Annotated in this window: 13 protein-coding genes; 8 read left to right on the top strand and 5 right to left on the bottom strand. The window is 69.4% G+C overall.

All coding sequences use genetic code 11. The annotated features are described in order from the left end of the window. Positions 1-19 precede the first annotated feature (19 nt). Both rpsA and cmk read right to left on the bottom strand, forming a co-directional pair. Positions 20-1,708 (bottom strand): 30S ribosomal protein S1, encoded by a 1,689-nt coding sequence (gene rpsA, locus FZO89_RS16845; protein ID WP_149104581.1) that lies wholly within the window; start codon positions 1,706-1,708, stop codon positions 20-22. A 211-nt stretch (positions 1,709-1,919) separates the two neighbouring features. Then, positions 1,920-2,612 (bottom strand): (d)CMP kinase, encoded by a 693-nt coding sequence (cmk, locus tag FZO89_RS16840; RefSeq protein ID WP_149104580.1) that lies wholly within the window; start codon positions 2,610-2,612, stop codon positions 1,920-1,922. A gap of 164 nt (positions 2,613-2,776) precedes the next feature. Between cmk and ykgO the strand changes: the two genes are divergently transcribed. From ykgO to FZO89_RS16800, 8 genes are all read left to right on the top strand, one after another. Next, the gene (ykgO, locus tag FZO89_RS16835; RefSeq protein WP_010342887.1) at positions 2,777-2,902 is read left to right on the top strand and encodes a type B 50S ribosomal protein L36; all 126 of its coding nucleotides are present in this window, start codon (positions 2,777-2,779) and stop codon (positions 2,900-2,902) included. Positions 2,903-3,127: 225 nt separating this feature from the next. After that, positions 3,128-3,454, top strand: coding sequence for a hypothetical protein (locus FZO89_RS16830; protein ID WP_149104579.1), 327 nt, complete (start codon positions 3,128-3,130; stop codon positions 3,452-3,454). A gap of 12 nt (positions 3,455-3,466) precedes the next feature. Then, a complete protein-coding gene (locus FZO89_RS16825; RefSeq protein WP_149104578.1) occupies positions 3,467-4,498 on the top strand; it encodes an agmatine deiminase family protein in 1,032 nt (343 codons plus the stop codon). A 120-nt stretch (positions 4,499-4,618) separates the two neighbouring features. After that, positions 4,619-5,503 carry a carbon-nitrogen hydrolase gene (locus FZO89_RS16820; RefSeq protein WP_149104577.1) on the top strand — a complete coding sequence of 295 codons (885 nt, stop codon included), beginning with the start codon at positions 4,619-4,621 and terminating at the stop codon, positions 5,501-5,503. Between the two features lie 5 nt (positions 5,504-5,508). Beyond that, positions 5,509-6,054 carry a GNAT family N-acetyltransferase gene (locus tag FZO89_RS16815; protein ID WP_262378751.1) on the top strand — a complete coding sequence of 182 codons (546 nt, stop codon included), beginning with the start codon at positions 5,509-5,511 and terminating at the stop codon, positions 6,052-6,054. 37 nt (positions 6,055-6,091) lie between these two features. After that, complete coding sequence (locus FZO89_RS16810) at positions 6,092-6,697, top strand: TetR/AcrR family transcriptional regulator (RefSeq protein ID WP_149104575.1); 606 nt, start codon at positions 6,092-6,094, stop codon at positions 6,695-6,697. A 25-nt stretch (positions 6,698-6,722) separates the two neighbouring features. Continuing rightward, positions 6,723-7,802: an alpha/beta hydrolase gene (locus FZO89_RS16805; protein ID WP_149104574.1), complete on the top strand. Its 1,080-nt coding sequence runs from the start codon at positions 6,723-6,725 to the stop codon at positions 7,800-7,802. A 116-nt stretch (positions 7,803-7,918) separates the two neighbouring features. After that, positions 7,919-9,151, top strand: a complete 1,233-nt coding sequence (locus FZO89_RS16800; protein ID WP_149104573.1) for a TraB/GumN family protein — start codon at positions 7,919-7,921, stop codon at positions 9,149-9,151. An 805-nt stretch (positions 9,152-9,956) separates the two neighbouring features. Here FZO89_RS16800 and FZO89_RS16795 read toward each other — a convergent pair. Genes FZO89_RS16795 through FZO89_RS16785 form a run of 3 tightly spaced genes read right to left on the bottom strand, consistent with a single transcriptional unit; the run spans position 9,957 to position 17,642 of the window. Next, on the bottom strand, positions 9,957-13,040 hold the full coding sequence (locus tag FZO89_RS16795; RefSeq protein ID WP_149104572.1) for an efflux RND transporter permease subunit: 3,084 nt from the start codon (positions 13,038-13,040) through the stop codon (positions 9,957-9,959). 4 nt (positions 13,041-13,044) lie between these two features. After that, a complete protein-coding gene (locus FZO89_RS16790) occupies positions 13,045-16,518 on the bottom strand; it encodes an efflux RND transporter permease subunit (RefSeq protein ID WP_149104571.1) in 3,474 nt (1,157 codons plus the stop codon). Continuing rightward, positions 16,518-17,642, bottom strand: coding sequence for an efflux RND transporter periplasmic adaptor subunit (locus FZO89_RS16785; protein ID WP_149104570.1), 1,125 nt, complete (start codon positions 17,640-17,642; stop codon positions 16,518-16,520). Before FZO89_RS16785 ends, FZO89_RS16790 begins: the two co-directional genes overlap by 1 nt. Positions 17,643-17,740: the final 98 nt, after the last annotated feature.

The raw sequence follows: 17,740 nt of genomic DNA, 5'->3' as shown, positions 1-17,740 counted from the left end.
GCTTTCGCCGCGAGTCCACTTACTCGGACTTGTTTTCCAGCTGCTCGCGCAGCAGCGCGCCCAGCTTGGTGGTGCCGCTCGACGCTTCCGCCGCGTTCTTGTTGTACTCGGCCAGGCTCTCGGCGGCCTCGGCTTCGTCCTTGGCGCGGATCGAGAGCTGCAGGGTGCGGCTCTTGCGGTCCTGGCCGACGTACTTGGCCTCGACCGCGTCGCCCACCTTGAGGTGCTGGCTGGCATCGTCGACGCGGGTGTCGGCGACGTCGCGCGCGGCGACATAGCCTTCCACGCCCTCGCCCAGGTCGATGACCGCGCCCTTGGCATCGACTTCCTTGACCGTGCCGGTGACCTTGGTACCACGCGGGTGGTTGGCCAGGAACTGGCCGTACGGATCCTGCTCGAGCTGCTTGACGCCAAGCGAGATGCGCTCGCGTTCCGGATCCACCGCCAGCACCACGGCTTCCACGGTGTCGCCCTTCTTGAAGTTGCGCGCGACTTCCTCGCCGGTCGAGTTCCAGGTGATGTCCGACAGGTGGATCAGGCCGTCGATGCCGCCGTCCAGGCCGATGAAGATGCCGAAGTCGGTGATCGACTTGATCTGGCCCGACACCTTGTCGCCCTTCTTGTGGATCGCGGCGAAGGTCTCCCACGGGTTGCTGGTGACCTGCTTGATGCCCAGCGAGATGCGGCGACGCTCCTCGTCGACGTCGAGCACCATGACCTCGAGCTCGTCGCCGACCTGCACCACCTTGGACGGATTGACGTTCTTGTTGGTCCAGTCCATCTCGGACACGTGCACCAGGCCTTCGACGCCCGGTTCGATCTCGACGAACGCGCCGTAATCGGTGACGTTGGAGACCTTGCCGAACACGCGGGTGTTGGACGGATAGCGGCGGGCGATGTTGTCCCACGGATCCTCGCCCAGCTGCTTCAGGCCGAGGCTGACGCGGTTGCGCTCGCGGTCGTACTTGAGCACGCGCACGTCGAGCTCGGCGCCCACTTCCACCACCTCGGACGGATGGCGCACGCGCTTCCAGGCCATGTCGGTGATGTGCAGCAGCCCGTCGATGCCGCCGAGGTCGACGAACGCGCCGTAGTCGGTGAGGTTCTTGACCACGCCCTTGAGCACCGCGCCCTCGACCAGCTTCTCCATCAGCTGCTCGCGCTCTTCCGAGTGCTCGCTCTCGACCACCGCACGGCGGGAGACGACCACGTTGTTGCGCTTGCGGTCGAGCTTGATCAGCTTGAACTCGAGTTCCTTGCCTTCCAGGTACACCGGGTCGCGGACCGGGCGCACGTCAACCAGGGAACCGGGCAGGAACGCGCGGACGTCCTTGATGTCGACGGTGAAGCCGCCCTTGACCTTGCCGCTGATGCGGCCGGTGATGGTCTCGTTCTTCTCGAGCGCTTCCTCGAGTTCGTCCCACACCATGGCGCGCTTGGCCTTCTCGCGCGACAGCACGGTTTCGCCGAAGCCGTTTTCCAGGGAGTCCAGCGCCACCTTGACGACGTCGCCGACGGCGATGTCGATCTCGCCGGCGTCGTTACGGAACTGCTCGATCGGCACGATGCCTTCGGACTTGAGGCCGGCGTTGATGACGACCACGTCGGTGCGCACGTCGACGACGGTGCCGGTGACGATCGCGCCGGGCTTGAGCTTGGCCAGGTTGGCCTGGCTGGCTTCGAACAGTTCTGCGAATGATTCGGTCATTTTGGAGATTACTCGGTTGAGGACACAGACCGCGCGCCGGCTTCGGCGCCGCGGTCCACCCGTTGTCGACCTGCGCGGGATTGCGTATGGCCGTGAGTGTTGTGTTGGACGGAACCGCACGGGAACTTCCCGCACGGGGCTGGTGTCTGCCTTGTTCGACCCGGCGGGGTCCCCCGCCCCGGACCGGGGCGCTGGAACCGCGCGACGGCCCTCAGGCCACGGATGTCCGCGGTCGGGGAGCCACCACGGCCAGCACGCGCTCGACGACCGCGTCGATGTCCAGGCCGGTGGTATCGATGTGGACGGCTCCCTCGGCCGGCCGCAGCGGCGCCACCGTGCGACTGGCGTCACGGGCGTCGCGCGCGAGGATCTCGCGCAGCAGACCGTCCATTGTGACCGAAACCCCCTTGTCCTTCAACTGTTTATAGCGCCTTTCCGCGCGTTCCCCGGCGCTGGCGGTCAGGAACACCTTGTACGGGGCGTCCGGGAAGATCACCGTGCCCATGTCGCGACCGTCCGCGACCAGCCCTGGCGCCCGGCGGAACGCCCGCTGGCGGTCCTTGAGCGCCGCCCGCACTTCCGGGATCGCGGCGATCGCGGAAGCCGCGGCGCCCGCGGTTTCGGTGCGCAACTCGTCGGTGGCGTCGTGGCCGTTGACCATCACCCGCAGCTCACCGGAATCCGATTCCCGGAAGCCGATTTCGGTATCGAAGGTGCACCGGACCAGCGCCCCCGCATCGTCGAGGTCGAGGTCGGCCCAGCCCGCGGCGACGCCGACGGCCCGGTACAGCGCCCCGGAATCGAGGTAGTGCCAGCCGAGCCGCTGCGCCACCAGGCGACTGATGGTGCCCTTGCCGGAGCCGGAGGGGCCGTCGATGGTGAGCACGGGGATCGGGTCGGTCATGCGCGGCACCTGAGGGGGAGGCGAGGGATTATCCTGCAGCGCGCGCCACGCCGCCCGCCTCCGCCACGATCCGGACAAGCGCTTGAATGGGCGGGGAAAAGACCGCTATAATGCGCGGCTTCGTTTTCCGCCTGCCCGTTTCCGAACCGTTTCCGAGGTCTGTCATGAAGGTCCTGTCCTCCCTGAAGTCGGCGAAGGCCCGTCACCGCGACTGCAAGGTCGTTCGTCGCCGTGGCAAGGTCTTCGTGATCTGCAAGTCGAACCCGCGTTTCAAGGCGCGCCAGCGCTGACCGCACGATCCGTCGCCCGGGACCCCGGGCGCCGCGGATCCCGAGACGTAACGCGAACGGCCGCAGCGATGCGGCCTTTTTGCGTGCGTGCGGCGGCGGGCGGCCGGGAGCCGACGGAGGCCTTGTCCCCCGTGCGCGCCAAACCCGGCAACCGACACAGCGCCCCGCGGCCGAATCTGCTACAACGCCGGGGCCACCCGCCCTGAATCCCGACGGAGCCCGACCATGCGCCTGATCCCGAGCCTCGCCCTGTCCGCGCTGCTGTGCGCCGCGGGCGCCGCTTCCGCCGACACCCTGCTGGTCGACCGTGCGCAGCACAAGGCGCACGTCGCCCTGCCCGAGCGCGGACTCAGCGCCGCCCAGGTGCAGGCCCGCTTCGGCGTCCCCACCGAGAAGCTCGACCCCCGCGGCGGCCAGAAGCGCCAGTGGCCCACGATCAACCGCTGGGTGTACCCGGCCTTCACCGTGTATTTCGAGCGCGATCGCGTCATCGACGCCGTCCTCAACCAGGCCCACACCGCCGAAGTCGGGCCGAAGCCCGCGATCCGGTAGTCCCGCCGAACGATGACCGCAGCGACATCGCGATTCCCCGCGGAGTGGGAACCCCAGTCCGCGGTGCTGCTCGCGTGGCCGACCGCCGACACCGACTGGGCCGCGCGCCTGGCCGAAGTCGAGGACACCTACATCGCACTGGTCGCGGCGATCACCCGCTTCGAGCCTGCGATCGTGTGCGTGTCCGATGCCGACGTGGAGGCCTATGCGCGCGCGCGGCTGTCGTCGGCGCGGGTCGACATGGACCGGGTGCGCTTCGTCGAGGTGCCCTACGACGACACCTGGCTGCGCGACTCCGGCCCGATCAGCCTGCGCGGGGCCGACGGCTTCCGGCTGCTCGACTTCCGCTTCACCGGCTGGGGCGGCAAGTTCGACGCGAGTCGGGACGACCTGCTGGTCGAGCGGCTCCACGACCTGGGAATCTTTGCGAACAGCTCGCGCCAACCGGTTGATTTCGCTCTGGAAGGCGGCGCGATCGAAACCGACGGCGCCGGCACCCTGCTCACCACCTGGCAGTGCCTGCACGAGCGCCACCCGGACGCCAGCCGCGGCGAACTCGACCGCCGCCTTGCGGGCTGGCTGGCGCAGGACCGGGTGCTCTGGCTCGAGCACGGCGCGCTGGAGGGCGACGACACCGACGCCCACATCGACACCCTCGCCCGCTTCGCCGCGCCGGATGCGATCGTCTACCAGGCCTGCGACGATCCCGCCGACAGCCATTACCCCGGCCTGCAGGCGATGGCTGCGGAACTCGCCGCGCTGCGTACCCGCGACGGCACGCCCTACCGCCTCTTCGCGCTGCCCTGGCCGGCGCCGATCGTGGACGAGGGACGACGACTTGCGGCGTCGTACGCCAACTTCCTGATCGTCAACGGTGCCGTGCTGATGCCGGCCTACGGCGATCCGGCCGACGCCGCGGCCGCGACCGTGCTGGCGCAGGCGTTTCCCGTACGCGAGATCGTCCAGGTACCGTGCCGGCCGCTGATCTGGCAGAACGGCAGCCTGCATTGCGTGACCATGCAACTGCCCGAGGGGCTGGCGTAGGAGCGCCCCCGGGTTCCAAACCCTTCCGGGCTTTACGCGTGCGGCGGTCGCGCCGGGGGCGGCTGAATGTCAGGCCCGCGATGCCCGCCGGCGCTCCGCGGCCGGCCCTACAATGTGCCGATGAAGACCAGGACCCTGCCCGTCGCGCTGATCCAGGAGCGCAACCACGGCGATGCCGACGCCAACCTGACAGTGATCGAAGCCCGTGTCGCAGAGGCCGCGAAGGCCGGCGCCAAGCTGGTGCTGCTGCAGGAACTGCACAACGGCTGCTACTTCTGCCAGCACGAGTCGGTCGCCGAGTTCGATCTAGCCGAGCCGGTGCCCGGGCCGAGTACCGAGCGCCTGGGCCGGCTTGCGAAGCAGCATGGCGTGGTGCTGGTCGCGTCCCTGTTCGAACGGCGGGCCGCAGGCCTGTACCACAACACCGCGGTCGTGCTGGAACGCGATGGCAGCGTCGCCGGCAGGTACCGCAAGATGCACATCCCGGACGACCCGGGGTTCTACGAGAAGTTCTATTTCACCCCCGGGGACCTAGGCTTCCAGCCGATCGACACCTCGGTCGGCCGCCTGGGCGTGCTGGTGTGCTGGGACCAGTGGTATCCGGAAGGCGCGCGGCTGATGGCGCTGGCCGGCGCGGAGCTGCTGCTCTATCCCACCGCGATCGGCTGGGACCCGGACGACGACCAGGGCGAGAAGACCCGCCAGCGCGACGCCTGGGTGCTGAGCCACCGCGGCCACGCGGTCGCCAACGGCCTGCCGGTCCTCTCCTGCAACCGAGTCGGCCATGAGCCTTCGCCGATGGGCGCGAGCGGGATCGATTTCTGGGGCAACAGCCACGTGCTCGGGCCCCAGGGCGAATTCATCGCCGAGGCCGGCACGGAGGCGACGGTGTTGCTGGCCGAGATCGACCTGGCCCGCAGCGAACACGTGCGGCGGATCTGGCCGTTCCTGCGCGACCGCCGCATCGACGCCTACGACGGCCTGCTCAAACGCTATCTGGACTGACTCCGTTGCCACCCCTGATCCGAGCGGCGACCGAAGCCGACATTCCCGCGATCGCCGCCATCTACGCCGATGAAGTCCGCGAACGCGTCAACACCTACGAGTACGACGTCCCCGACGCAGCGGAAATGCACCGCCGCATGCGGGCGATCGTGGGGGACGGCTTCCCGTACCTGGTGGCGGAGCTGGACGGCCGGGTCGCGGGGTACGCCTATGCGGGAAGTTTCCGTGCGCGGCTGGGGTACCGGTTCACGGTGGAGAACTCGGTCTACGTGGCCGCCGATGCCCAGGGACACGGCATCGGCGCAGCCCTGCTTGCAGCGCTGATCGAAGCCTGCGAGGCGCGTGGCTACCGGCAGATGATCGCGGTGATCGGCGAACCCACCAATACCGCCTCGATCCGCCTGCACGAGCGCTTCGGCTTCGTCCACACCGGCACCATGCCCGGAATCGCCTGGAAGCACGGGCGCTGGCTGGATACCGTGTTCATGCAGCGCCCGCTGGGCCCGGGCGCGTCGACCGCGGCCGCGGAAGACCCGGGAACCGGCACTTGATTGATACGAACGGTCGTGCTTTTATGGGGGCGTGCTCATGACGCCCTCCCCCACGAAGGGTGCCACCACGCGCGAGGCCATCCTCGCGCGTTCCTACGCGCTGGCCTGCGTCAACGGCCTCGAAGGCCTCACCATCGGTGGGGTCGCCGAGCAGGTCGGCATGTCCAAGAGCGGGGTGTTCGCGCACTTCGGCTCGCGCGAGGAACTGCAGCTCGCCACGCTCGACCTGGGCGGCGAGCTGTTCATCCGCGACGTCCTGGTCCCGGCGCTGCGCGAGAAGCGTGGCCTGCCGCGACTGCGCGCGATCTTCGCCAACTGGGCCGAGTGGGTCCGCCACGAGGACGACGGCGGCTGCCTGTTCCTCGCCGCCGCCAGCGAATACGACGACCGCCCCGGCCCGATCCGCGACCGCGTGCTGCAGCAGGAATCCGACTGGCGCGACCAGTTGGCCAAGGCCGTGCAACTGGCGATCGACAGCGGCGAACTCGCCGCCGACACCGAGATCGCGCAGGTCGCGTTCGAGATCTACGCGATCGCGCTCGCGGTCCATCACGACGCCGGGCTCACCGGCTACACCGAAGCGGCCGCACGCGGATTCCGCGCGTTCGAACGGCTGCTTCGCAGCTACTCCCCCACCGCCTGATCGCCGAACCCGAGAGGACCCTGGCATGGATGTTCTGGACGCAGAAAATAGCACGATCGTTCGTACTGAAAATCTGGACGGCAGCCTCGATTCGATCGACACCGGGCTGGGCGCGCCGGTCGCCGACACCCCGACTACCCAGGCGTCATGGCTCGGGAGCAACTGGCGCATGTCTGCCCTGCGCACCGCGATGCGCGTGCTCTCCCGGGTGTCGCCGGAACGCGCGGCCGCGCTGTTCGACCGGATCTGGTTCTCGGCGCCCAGGACCAAGCCCCGACCCGATGCCAGCGCCTGCCTCGCCCGTGGCGAGGCGCTCGCGTTCCGCGTACATGGCCGGCGCGTCGAGGCCTGGTCGTGGGGGCGCGGGCCGACGGTGCTGCTGGTCCACGGCTGGGGCGGTCATGCCGGGCAGATGCATGCGCTGGTCGAACCCCTGCTCGCGCGCGGCTTGCGGGTGGTCGCCTTCGACGCCCCGGCGCATGGCCGCTCCGATCCGAGCCGTCTCGGCGGCCACCGGGTGAGCATGCTCGAGATCGCCGACGCCCTGCGGGTGGTCGCCGCCGGGGTCGGACCGCTGACGGGCCTGGTCGCGCATTCGGGTGGCTGCACGGCCACCGCGCTGGCCCTGCGCGACGGCTGGGCGGGTCCGGGACGGATCGCGTTCGTCGCGCCGTTCGCCCTGCCTTCCGCCGCGATCGAGCCGTTCGGCCGCGCGATTGGCGCCAGCCCGGCGGTAACCGCACTTTTCAGCACGAAGGTCGAAGCCCGGTTCGCCCGTCCATGGACCGATTTCGACATGCCCGGCCTGGCGCGCCTGCGCGCGCTGCCGCCGCTGCTGGTCGTGCACGACCGCGGAGACCGCGACGTGCCCTACTTCCATGGACGCGCGGTGGCGCAGGCTTGGCCCGACACGCAACTGGTCAGCACCGACGGGCTCGGGCATCGGCGGCTGCTGCGCGATCCATCGGTGGTGTCGGACATCGCCCGGTTCATGTCGCAGGGCCGCGCGGCCCCGCCTCCGGCCACGCCCGGGGACGCGCGTTGCGAACTCGACCACGCCTACGCCTCCGCGGGCGTCTGCGGGCGGACTACGGCAGCGGAGTGAACGCGGCCCCGCGGCGACGTCCGCGCTGCTTTCCCTGTCGCGCGCCAGGTACTACCCTGTCCCCCGCAGACAAGACGGCGCCGCAAGGCGCCGTCTTGTTGTCGGAACCTCCCTCCATGCAGATCCTTCCGTTGAGCGAACACGCAGCCCCCGCCGCCGAAGCCGACTGGCGCGCCCAACCCCACGCCATCGTCGAGCGCGACGGCGTGCGCTACACCCTGCTGGGAACCGCGCATGTGTCGCGCGCCAGCGTGGAGGCGGTCCGCGCCGCGATCGCCGGGGGCGGCTTCGACGCGGTCGCGGTGGAGCTGGACCAGCAGCGCCTGGACGCGATCAGCGATCCGGACGCGCTCGCCAGGCTCGACCTGGTCAAGGTGCTGCGCGAGGGCAAGACCCCGCTGTTCGCCGCCAACCTTGCGATGGCCAGCTACCAGCGCCGCCTCGCCGAACAGCTCGGCATCGAACCGGGTGCGGAACTGAAGGCGGCGGTCGAGGACGCGCGCGCGCGCGGCCTGCCGACGCACCTGATCGATCGCGACGTCGGCCTGACCTTCCGCCGCGCGCTGCAGCGGCTGGGCTGGTGGCAACGCGCGAAGCTCGGCGGCGGCATCGTCGCCGGCCTGATCGTCGACGACGAGGTCGCCGAACACGACATCGAGAAGCTCAAGCAGGGCGACATGCTGCAGGCCAGCTTCAGCGAGTTCGCCGAGCAGACGCCCGAGCTGTACGACACCCTGATCGCCGAACGCGACCGCTACATGGCCGCCCGCCTGCGCGCGAGCGCGGGAAGCGCGCGCGAAGTGCTGGCCGTGGTCGGAGCCGGGCATCTCGACGGGCTGGCGCGGCACCTGCGCGAGGACGATGCGACGCCGGACACGGTCACGGCCGCGCTCGAGACGATCAAGCCGAAATCGAAACTGCCGGTGATGGAGATCTGCATCGGCGCGTTCCTGCTCATCGGCTTCGCCTGGGGCTTCGCCAGCGGCGGCCTCGACGTCGGCACCGACCTGCTGCTGTACTGGGTGCTGTGGACCGGCGGCCTCGGCGCGCTGGGCTGCCTCGTCGCCGGCGGCCATCCGCTGAGCATCCTCGGCGCGTTCGTGTCCTCGCCGTTCACGCCGCTGCATCCGGCGCTGGCCTCGGGCACCGTCAGCGCGCTGATCGAGGCCTGGGTGCGCAAGCCGACCTACGCCGACTTCATGGCGCTGCGGCAGGACGTGAACACGGTCCGCGGCTGGTGGCGCAACCGGGTGGCGCGCGTGCTGGTGAACTTCTTCCTGACCTCGCTCGGCACGGCGATCGGCGTCTGGACCGGCGGCGCGCGGATGCTGGCGCGGCTGTTCGGCTGACCGGCCTGCTCGCGCGCAGTACCCCACGAGGTTCCCGAGGAAGCGCCACAGGATCTTCGCGCCCACGGTCTAGCTGCGCGCGTTTCGCACCACGTGCGATTCGATCGCATCGAGCGCTGCGCGGGTTCGCCTGGATCTTCGGCGAGCAGGACATCGCCATTGCCACCTGAGCAGCGGATGCGCGTAGCGCAGCAGCGGATCTTCCCGCACCCGGGGGCGATCGGCGTATGCATCCGCCCGGCGGCTGAGGTACGTCGGCACGTAGTACGTGCCCGAAGCATGCATGGCCTAGAGGATCGCTCGCGCGCCAGGTCGTGGCGGTCGACCATCGACCGCCGATCCTCGCGCCATGCCGGCGTGCCCGCTGCCGCGCGCAGCGCGGCGGACCCGTCGAACGACTCGTGCAACAGGAATCGCGCGTGCTCCAGGCACCGTTGCTGGCGCCCCCCGATCGCAGCCACCGCGTGCGGCCGATGCCCGACCACCGGCATGCGGTGCCGCCGCGCCTCGTCGACCAGCGCGAGGCAGGCCTCGCGCGGGATCCCGTCGTACACCTTGATGGTGTCGATGCTGCCTGCGAAATGACGCACGAACGCCCTCGCCTGCGCAGGCATGGCGGTGCCGAAGAATGCCGGCACGTTGCCCAGCCGCGACGCCATGTCCGGGCCGTTGGCCATGAAGCTGCTGGCCGGATGGCCGCCCGGTGGCCAGCGGATCGAGCCTCGCGGCACGCGTGCGCGTCCCCTCCCCGGCGAAAAGCGGACCGCGCCCTGCCGGGGACGGAAGCCGGGAAGTGCGCGTCGGCCTATTCGGCGCGCAGCGGCACCGGTGCCTGCGCGACGGGCTCGCCCCGGCGTCCGCGCGCACGACGCACCACCCGCGACGTGCCCGTGCGCAGGTCGTCGAGCAGCGCGTAGATCGTGGGCAGGAACAGCAGGCTGACCACGGTCGAGAAGGCGAGGCCACCGGCGATCGCGCGTGCCATCGGATAGTACGGCGGCATGCCGTCGGCGGTGTCGGTGTTGAGCGCGATCGGGATCATCGCCAGGATCGCCGTGCCCATCGTCATCAGGATCGGGCGCAAGCGCTCGCGGCTGCCCTCGACCAGCGCCTCGGTCCTCGGCATGCCGCGCCGGCGCAGGTTGTTGATGTGCTCGATCATCACGATGCCGTTGTTCACCACCACGCCCATCAGCACCAGGATGCCGATCACCGCCATGATGTTCATCTCGGTGCCGGTGATCCAGAACAGCCAGTACACGCCGAAGATCGAGAACAGCACGCAGGACATGATCGCGGTCGGGAACAGCAGCGACTCGAACACCGCCGCCATGATCACCAGCATCAGCACCAGCGCGATCGCGATCGCGCGCAGCATCTGGTCCATGCCGTCGATGTTGATGTTGAAGCCCATGCCGGAGAAGGTGTAGCCGTAGCCGGGCGGGAACTGCACGCCCTCGAGTGCGGTTTCGACCGCCTTGCGCGCCTCCTCCACCGGCACGTCCTTGGCGATGCCGGCCTCGATGCGCAGCATCGTCTGCCGGTTCAGGCGCTGGATCGAGGTCGAGGCCGGGTTGAGGCCGACGTCCACCATCGCCATCAGCGGCACCTGGGTGCCGTTCGCGGCGCGCACCATGAAGCCCGACAGGTCCTCGATGCCGTACTCGTCCGATCCGGCGAAACGCACGTTCACCGGGATCTCGACGTCCTCGCGGTGGAAATCCCGCAGCGACGAGCCACGCAGCGCCATGCCGACGAACTGCGCCACTTCCTGCGCGCTGAACCCGTACGCCGCGGCGCGTTCCCGGTCCACGCGCACCGACAGCTCGGTGTTGGCGTCGCCGGTGTCCACGCGCACGTCGCGCAGCTTCTCGTTGCGCCCGAGCATCGGCACGATGTCGGCCGACAGCTCCTGCAGGACCTGGGTGGAATCCCCGATCAGGCTGAAGCTGATGCCCTCGCCCTCGTTGCCCATGCCGCCCGGCCAGCCGAGGCCGATCTTGGCGCGCGCCGACTGCGGCAGCCCCTCCCGGATCTTCTCCTGGATCTGCAGGCTCACCGCACGGTCCTCGACGTCGAGGAACAGGCGCGTCGAGGCCCAGCCCTGTTCGCTGTAGCGGCTGTAGACCTTCTCGATCCGGAACGCCTCGCGGTTGGCGTTGACGAACTGCTCGACCCGCGCGACCTCCTTGCCCATCTCCTCCTTCGAATAGGCGCCCTTCCACTGGTAGAAGATGTTGACCTGGCTGGGATCGCCGTCGTCGCCGCCGCCCTTGGTGTTCATCATCGGGTAGACGCTCGCCAGCGAGATCGCGAGGATGCCCACCACGCTCCAGCCGCGGTGGTCGAGCGTCCAGCGCAGCACGCGCGCGTAGCGGTTCTGCATGCCGGTGATGAAGGGCGACTTCACCGCCGGCGGGGTCTTCATGCGCGCCGACAGCATCGGGATCAGGCTCACCGCGACCAGCCACGAGGCCAGCAGCGAGACCGAGATGGTCAGCGCCAGCTGGGTGAGGTAGATGGTGATGATGTTGCGTTCGCCGAACATCATCGGCAGGAACACCACGCAGTGGCACAGGGTGCCGGCCGACAGCGCGATGGCGACATGGCGGGTGCCGATGATCGAGGCCAGCCAGGGCTTGTCGGGGTACTTCTCCCGCTCCTGGTAGATGCTCTCGACCACCACCACCGCATTGTCGACCAGCATGCCGACCGCCAGCAGCAGGCCCATCATCGAGATGATGTTGAGCGAGATCCCGGCGAAGTACATGAAACCCAGGGTCATGATGAAGCAGATCGGAATCGCCGTGGTGACCATCAGCGTCGAGGGCCAGTGGCGCAGGAACGCGTACAGCACGATGATCGACAGCGCCAGGCCGATGCCGCCCGCCTCGGCCAGCGCCAGCAGGGAGCCGGTCACCGCCTCGCCCTGGTCGTCGCTGATCTCGATGCCGATGCCGCGCATCGCCGGATCCTCTTCCAGTACCGCGATCTCGGCGCGCACCGCTCGCGAGAGATCGACCAGATTCGCGGCGCGTTCCTTGTACACGTCGACGCCGACGCTGGGCTTGCCCTCCATCTGTCGCACGTAGCTCATGCGCTGCGGTTGCAGGCTGACCTCGGCGATGTCGGACAGGCGCGTGCCGCGATCGTCGACGCGCAGGTCGCGCAGCGCCTGCAGTTCCTGCAGTTCACCGCGCGGTTGCACGCGCAGCCGGCGCCCATCCTCGGTGATCTGCCCGGCGGACACCGAGAAGTTGGCCGCCTGCAGCCGCTGCACCAGTTCGTTCAGGGCCACCCCATGCGCGCTGAGGCGGTCCTTGTCTAGCGCGACCAGCACTTCCTGCCGGGCCACGCCTTCGACTTCGACGCGCGCCACCCCGGGCAGGCGCTCGAGCCGCTGCTTGATGCTGCGCTCGATCAGGTCGGCGCGCGCGCTCAGGTCCTCGTCGCTGGTCAGGCGCAGGCTCATCGCCTCGCGGTCGCTGGTACTCCAGCGCTGCACGTAGTAGCGGCGGAAGTCGTCCGGCAACTGGTCGCGCACCGAGTCGATGCGCTCGCGCGCCTCGGATGCGGCGATGGCGATGTCGCGGCTCCAGTCGCTGAACTGGACCTGGATCTGGCCGCCCTCGGCGTTGGCGCGCGAATTCATCGACTGGATGCCGGACATCGTCGCCAGCGCTTCCTCCACCGGGCGCAGGATGTTGCGCTCCACTTCTTCCGGGGTGGAGCCCGGATACGGCAGCGAGACGAAGAAGAACGGGATGGTGGCCTCGGGCTCGGCTTCCAGCGGCAGCCGGAACGAGGCGATCAGCCCGATCGCCACCATCGACACGAACAGCATGATCGTGGTGATCGGCCGGCGGATGGAAAGCTCGGTGATGTTCATCGCATCAGCCCCTGGCACCCGGTCCGTCCAGCGCATCGTGCTCGTGCGACAGCACTTCGGCGACCTGCGCGGCGGTGGTGCGCGCGCGGCGGCCACGTTGCGCGTAGTGCTCGTCGGGCTTGCGGTCGAGCAGGTCGTAGACCACCGGGATCACCAGCAGGGTCAGCAGGGTCGACACCAGCAGCCCGCCGATCACGGTGATCGCCATCGGCGAGCGCACCTCCGCGCCCTCGCCGAAGGCCAGCGCCAGCGGCATGAAGCCGAACACCGCCGTCAGCGTGGTCATCATGATCGGCCGCAGGCGCGAACGCGCGCCCTCCACCAGTGCCTCGCGCTTGGCCACGCCGGCCTCGCGCAACTGGTTGACCTTGTCGATCAGGATGATCGCGTTCTTCACCACCAGCCCCACCAGCAGGATCAGGCCGATGAACACCACCACCGAGATCGGCGAACGGGTGAGCATGAGCGCCGCGACCGCGCCGACCATCGCCAGCGGGATGGTGAACAGGATCACGAACGGATGCAGCAGCGATTCGAACTGCGAGGCCATGACCAGGTAGACCAGGAACACCGCGAGCCCGAACGCGAACAGCAGCGAGCGCACCGAGTCGCCCAGTTCCTCGCCCTGCCCGCCCATGCGCATCACCACGTCGGCGCCGAGCGGGTTGTCGGCCACCATCTTCTCCACGTCCGCGATCGCGGTGCCGAGGTCGATGTCGCGCAGGTTGGCCGAAACGATCGCGACGCGGCGCTGGTCGGCGCGGTGGATCTCGCTCGGGCCGGAGGTCGAGACCACGTCGGCGACCGAGGCCAACTCCACCGGGTTGCCGCCGGTCGGGTTGACGATCAGGCGCCGGATGTCGTCCACCGAGGAGCGCTCGGACTCCCGCACCCGCACCAGCACGTCGATCTTGCGGTCGCGGAAGCTGTAGCGGGTGGCGACGTTGCCGCGCACCTTGTTCACCACCGCGTCCGCGATCTGGCGCGTTGTCAGGCCCAGCGCGGCGGCGCGGTCCTGGTCGAACACGACCTGGATCTCCGGGAACCCCTGCTCCACCGTCGAGGTGACGTCGGCGTAGTTCGGGTTGGCGCGCATCAGTCCGGCGAGGCGGACGCCGGCGACGCGGATCGCCTCGAGGTCGCTGCCCTCGATCTCGATCTCCAGCGGCGGCGACAGCGAGAACAGTTCCGGCCGCGCGAAATCCACCTGCGCCGAGGGATAGGCCTGCATGGTGGTGCGCAGGCGCTCGACCAGCGCCGCCTCGCGCGAGGTGTCGTCCATCACCACCGACAGCTTGCCGATGTTCTCGCCGCTCTCGGTCGGGCTGGCGTCGAGCCGGGTGCCGGTTCCGGAGACGCCATACAGCAGGCGCACGCCCTCCTCGTCGGCATGCTTGCGCTGCACGTCGCGCACCAGCGCGTCGGTCTGCGCCAGCGGGGTGCCCGGCGGCAGCTTGGCGGTCATCTCGAACCGGTCCTGGGCCAGCTGCGGGATCAGGTCCAGGCCCAGGAACGGCAGCGCCGCGACGGTCAGCGCGAACGCCAGCGCCGCGCCGGCGAGCACCGGCCAGGGCCGCGCCAGCGCCGCCGGCAGCATCCGCAGGTAGCGCGCCTCGGCGCGGTTGTAGGGCGCCATCGCCAGGTCGCTGGCCTTGCGCATCACCGGCCCGACCACGGCGACCAGGCCGCGCCACAAGCGCACCAGCGCCCACGCCGCGGCGAAGAACAGACCCCGGATGGTCGCGCCGATGCCCCGTCCGGTGGCGGCGACCGGCTTCTTCCAGCGGCTGGCCGGACGCCACTGCGGATGCGGTTCCTCTTCGGGGAACGCCATCGGTGGCCGGTCCTTGAGCGCGCTGAGCATCGGGATCAGGGTCATCGACACCACCAGCGAGACCGCGATCGCGATCGAAACGGTCAACGCCTGGTCGCGGAACAGCTGCCCGGCGATGCCCTCGACGAACACCAGCGGCAGGAACACCGCGATCGTGGTCAGGGTCGAGGCCACCACCGCCATGAATACTTCGCGCGTGCCCGAGATCGCCGCTTCCAGGATGCCCAGTCCGCGCTCGCGCGCCTTGGCCACCGATTCGAGCACGACGATCGAGTCGTCGACCACCAGCCCGGTCGCCAGCGCGAGCCCGCCCAGCGACATCAGGTTGAGGCTCAGGCCCAGCTGGCCCATGAAGAAGAACGTGGTGATGATCGAGATCGGCAGCGACAGCGAGATCACGAACGTGCTCCAGCCGTCGCGCAGGAACAGGAAGATGATCAGGATCGCGAGCACGCCGCCGATCACCGCATCGACCTTGACGTCGCGGATCGCGTGCCGGATGAAGACCGACTGGTCCTCGACCACGGTCATCTCGATGTCGCGCGGCAGTTGTTCGCGGACCAGTTCCAGCCGCGCTTCGAGCGCGTCGGCGGTGGACACGGTATTGGCATCGCCTTCCTTGTAGACCGCCAGCTCGACCGCCTCGTGGCCGGCGCTGCGGATCACCGCCTCGCGCTCCTTGTAGCCCTGGCGCACCTGCGCCACGTCGCGCAGACGCACCGGCGAGGTGCCGCCACCACCGCCGTCGCTGCGCAACGCCGCGATCACGTTGGGATCGCGGCTGCCCAGGATCGCGGTCATCAGTTGCTGGTTCTCGCCGGTGGACGACGCAGCGGACGCGCCACCCGCGGTGGTGAGCAGCATCTCGCCGATCTGCTCTACCGTGGCGAACTGGTTGACCGTGCGCACCAGGTAACGCTGCGAGCCTTCCTCCAGGCGTCCGCCGGAGAGGTTGACGTTTTCCTGCTGCAATCGTTCGATCACGTTGTCCAGCGACAGGCCGAGCTGGGCCAGCCGGCGCTGGTCGATGTCGACCTGGATCTCGTCCTCGAGCCCGCCACCGACCTTGACCGCGGCGACGCCGGCCACCGGCTCGAGCTTGCGCTTGAGGTCGTCGTCGGCATAGCGGCGCAGCTCCATCAGGCGACGCACGGCATCCGCCTCGCTGCCGCCTTCCTGGGTGGACGACAACGCCAGGCGCATGATCGGCTGGGTCGACGGGTTGAAGCGCAGCAGCACCGGCGGCGACGCTTCCAGCGGCAGCTGCAGCGTCTCCATCTTGTCGCGCACGTCGAGCCCGGCCTGCTCCATGTCGGTGCCCCAGGCGAACTCGAGCACGACATCGCTCTGGCCGGTACGCGAGATCGACTTGAGCTTGCGCAGTCCCTTGACCACGCCCAGCGCCTCTTCCGCCGGCTGCGAGATCAGGGTCTCGACTTCCGCCGGCGCGGCGCCTTCGTAGTCGGTGCGCACGGTCAGCGTGGGGTAACTCAGGTCGGGCAGCAGTTCCACCTTCAGGCCCGACAGCGAGATCAGGCCGAACAGCACCAGGGTCAGCGTCATCATCGCGATGGTGACGCGGCGCCGCGTGGCGAACTCGACCAGGTCGAAGCCGCCCCCGGGCGGCGGATCGTGCGGGCCCATCAGTTGCCCGCCCGCGCCGCCGCGGCCGGCTCCGGCTTCGCCTTGTCGGCCGCGGCCTCGCCCAGCACCTGCACCGCGCTGCCTTCGCGCAGCGCGGCCTTGCCGGCGACGACCACGGCATCGCCCTCTTCCAGTCCCTCGCGCACCTCGATCCAGCCGCCGTCCGCATAACCGAGCGTCACCGCGACCCGCGAGGCCTTGCCGTCGCGGACCGCATACACCGCCGGTTCGCCGCCATCCTCGAGCAGCGAGACGCGCGGCACCACCAGCGCGTCCGCGCGCTGGTCGTAATTGATCGACAGCCGGCTGAACATGCCCGGCTGCAGCCCGCCGTCGCCGGCGAACGCGGTGACCACGCGGAAGGTGCCGGTCCCGGTGTCCACCACCGGCGACACCCGATCCACGGTGCCGGTGAAACGCTTGCCGGGCAGCGCGTCGGCGACCAGTTCCACGCGCTGCCCCGGCTTGAGCTTGGCGACCTCGCGCTCGGGCACGTTGAGCGTGGCCTCGAGCCGGCTGCTGTCGACGATCCGGAAGATCGGCGAATTGATCTGCACGAAGTTGCCCGGCTTGATGTCGCGCGAGGCGATCACGCCCGAGATCGGCGCGACCACGTGGGTGTACGACAGCTCGAGGTTGGCGAGGCGGTTCACCGCGCGCGCGTTCTCCAGGTCGTAGCGCAACTGGTCGAGATCGTTGGCGCTGACCATCTGTTGCGCTTCGAGCTGTTGCGCGCGCTTGAAGTTGGCCTCGAGCTTGCGCAACTGCGCGGAACTCTGCGCGGCCTGCAGGCGGGCGCGGTCGGCGTCCAGACGCACCAGCGGCTGCCCGGCGCGGACCGCTTGGCCTTCCTCCACCAGCACCTCCAGCGCCACGCCCGAGGTCTTGGCGACCACCTGCGATTCGGCAAGGGGTTCGAGGGTGGCGGTGTTGGCATAGCTGGCCGCGATCGCACGCCGCGCGACCTTCTCGACCTCGACCGGGATCGGGTCCGGCCCCTTGTCTTCCGCATCCTTGGCCTGGGCGTCGGCGCCACCCTTGCAGCCGGCCAGCAGCAGCGCGGCCGCAAGCGTGCCGATGACCAGGACCGGGCGGAATGCCGGGAAGATTCGGTTCGTATACATGGATTTGGCCAGACCCCTATGGTGTTGTAGCAAGGTATATCACCCTGACTGCGGGCGGTATCCGCCGAAGGTCATGGTGACTCCCGGCGGCAGGTCTT

Origin of the sequence: Luteimonas viscosa (genome assembly GCF_008244685.1) — a bacterium.
GTDB lineage: Bacteria > Pseudomonadota > Gammaproteobacteria > Xanthomonadales > Xanthomonadaceae > Luteimonas > Luteimonas viscosa.
Note: the sequence above shows the minus strand (reverse complement) of the source record. Positions and strands in the feature narration are given on the sequence as shown.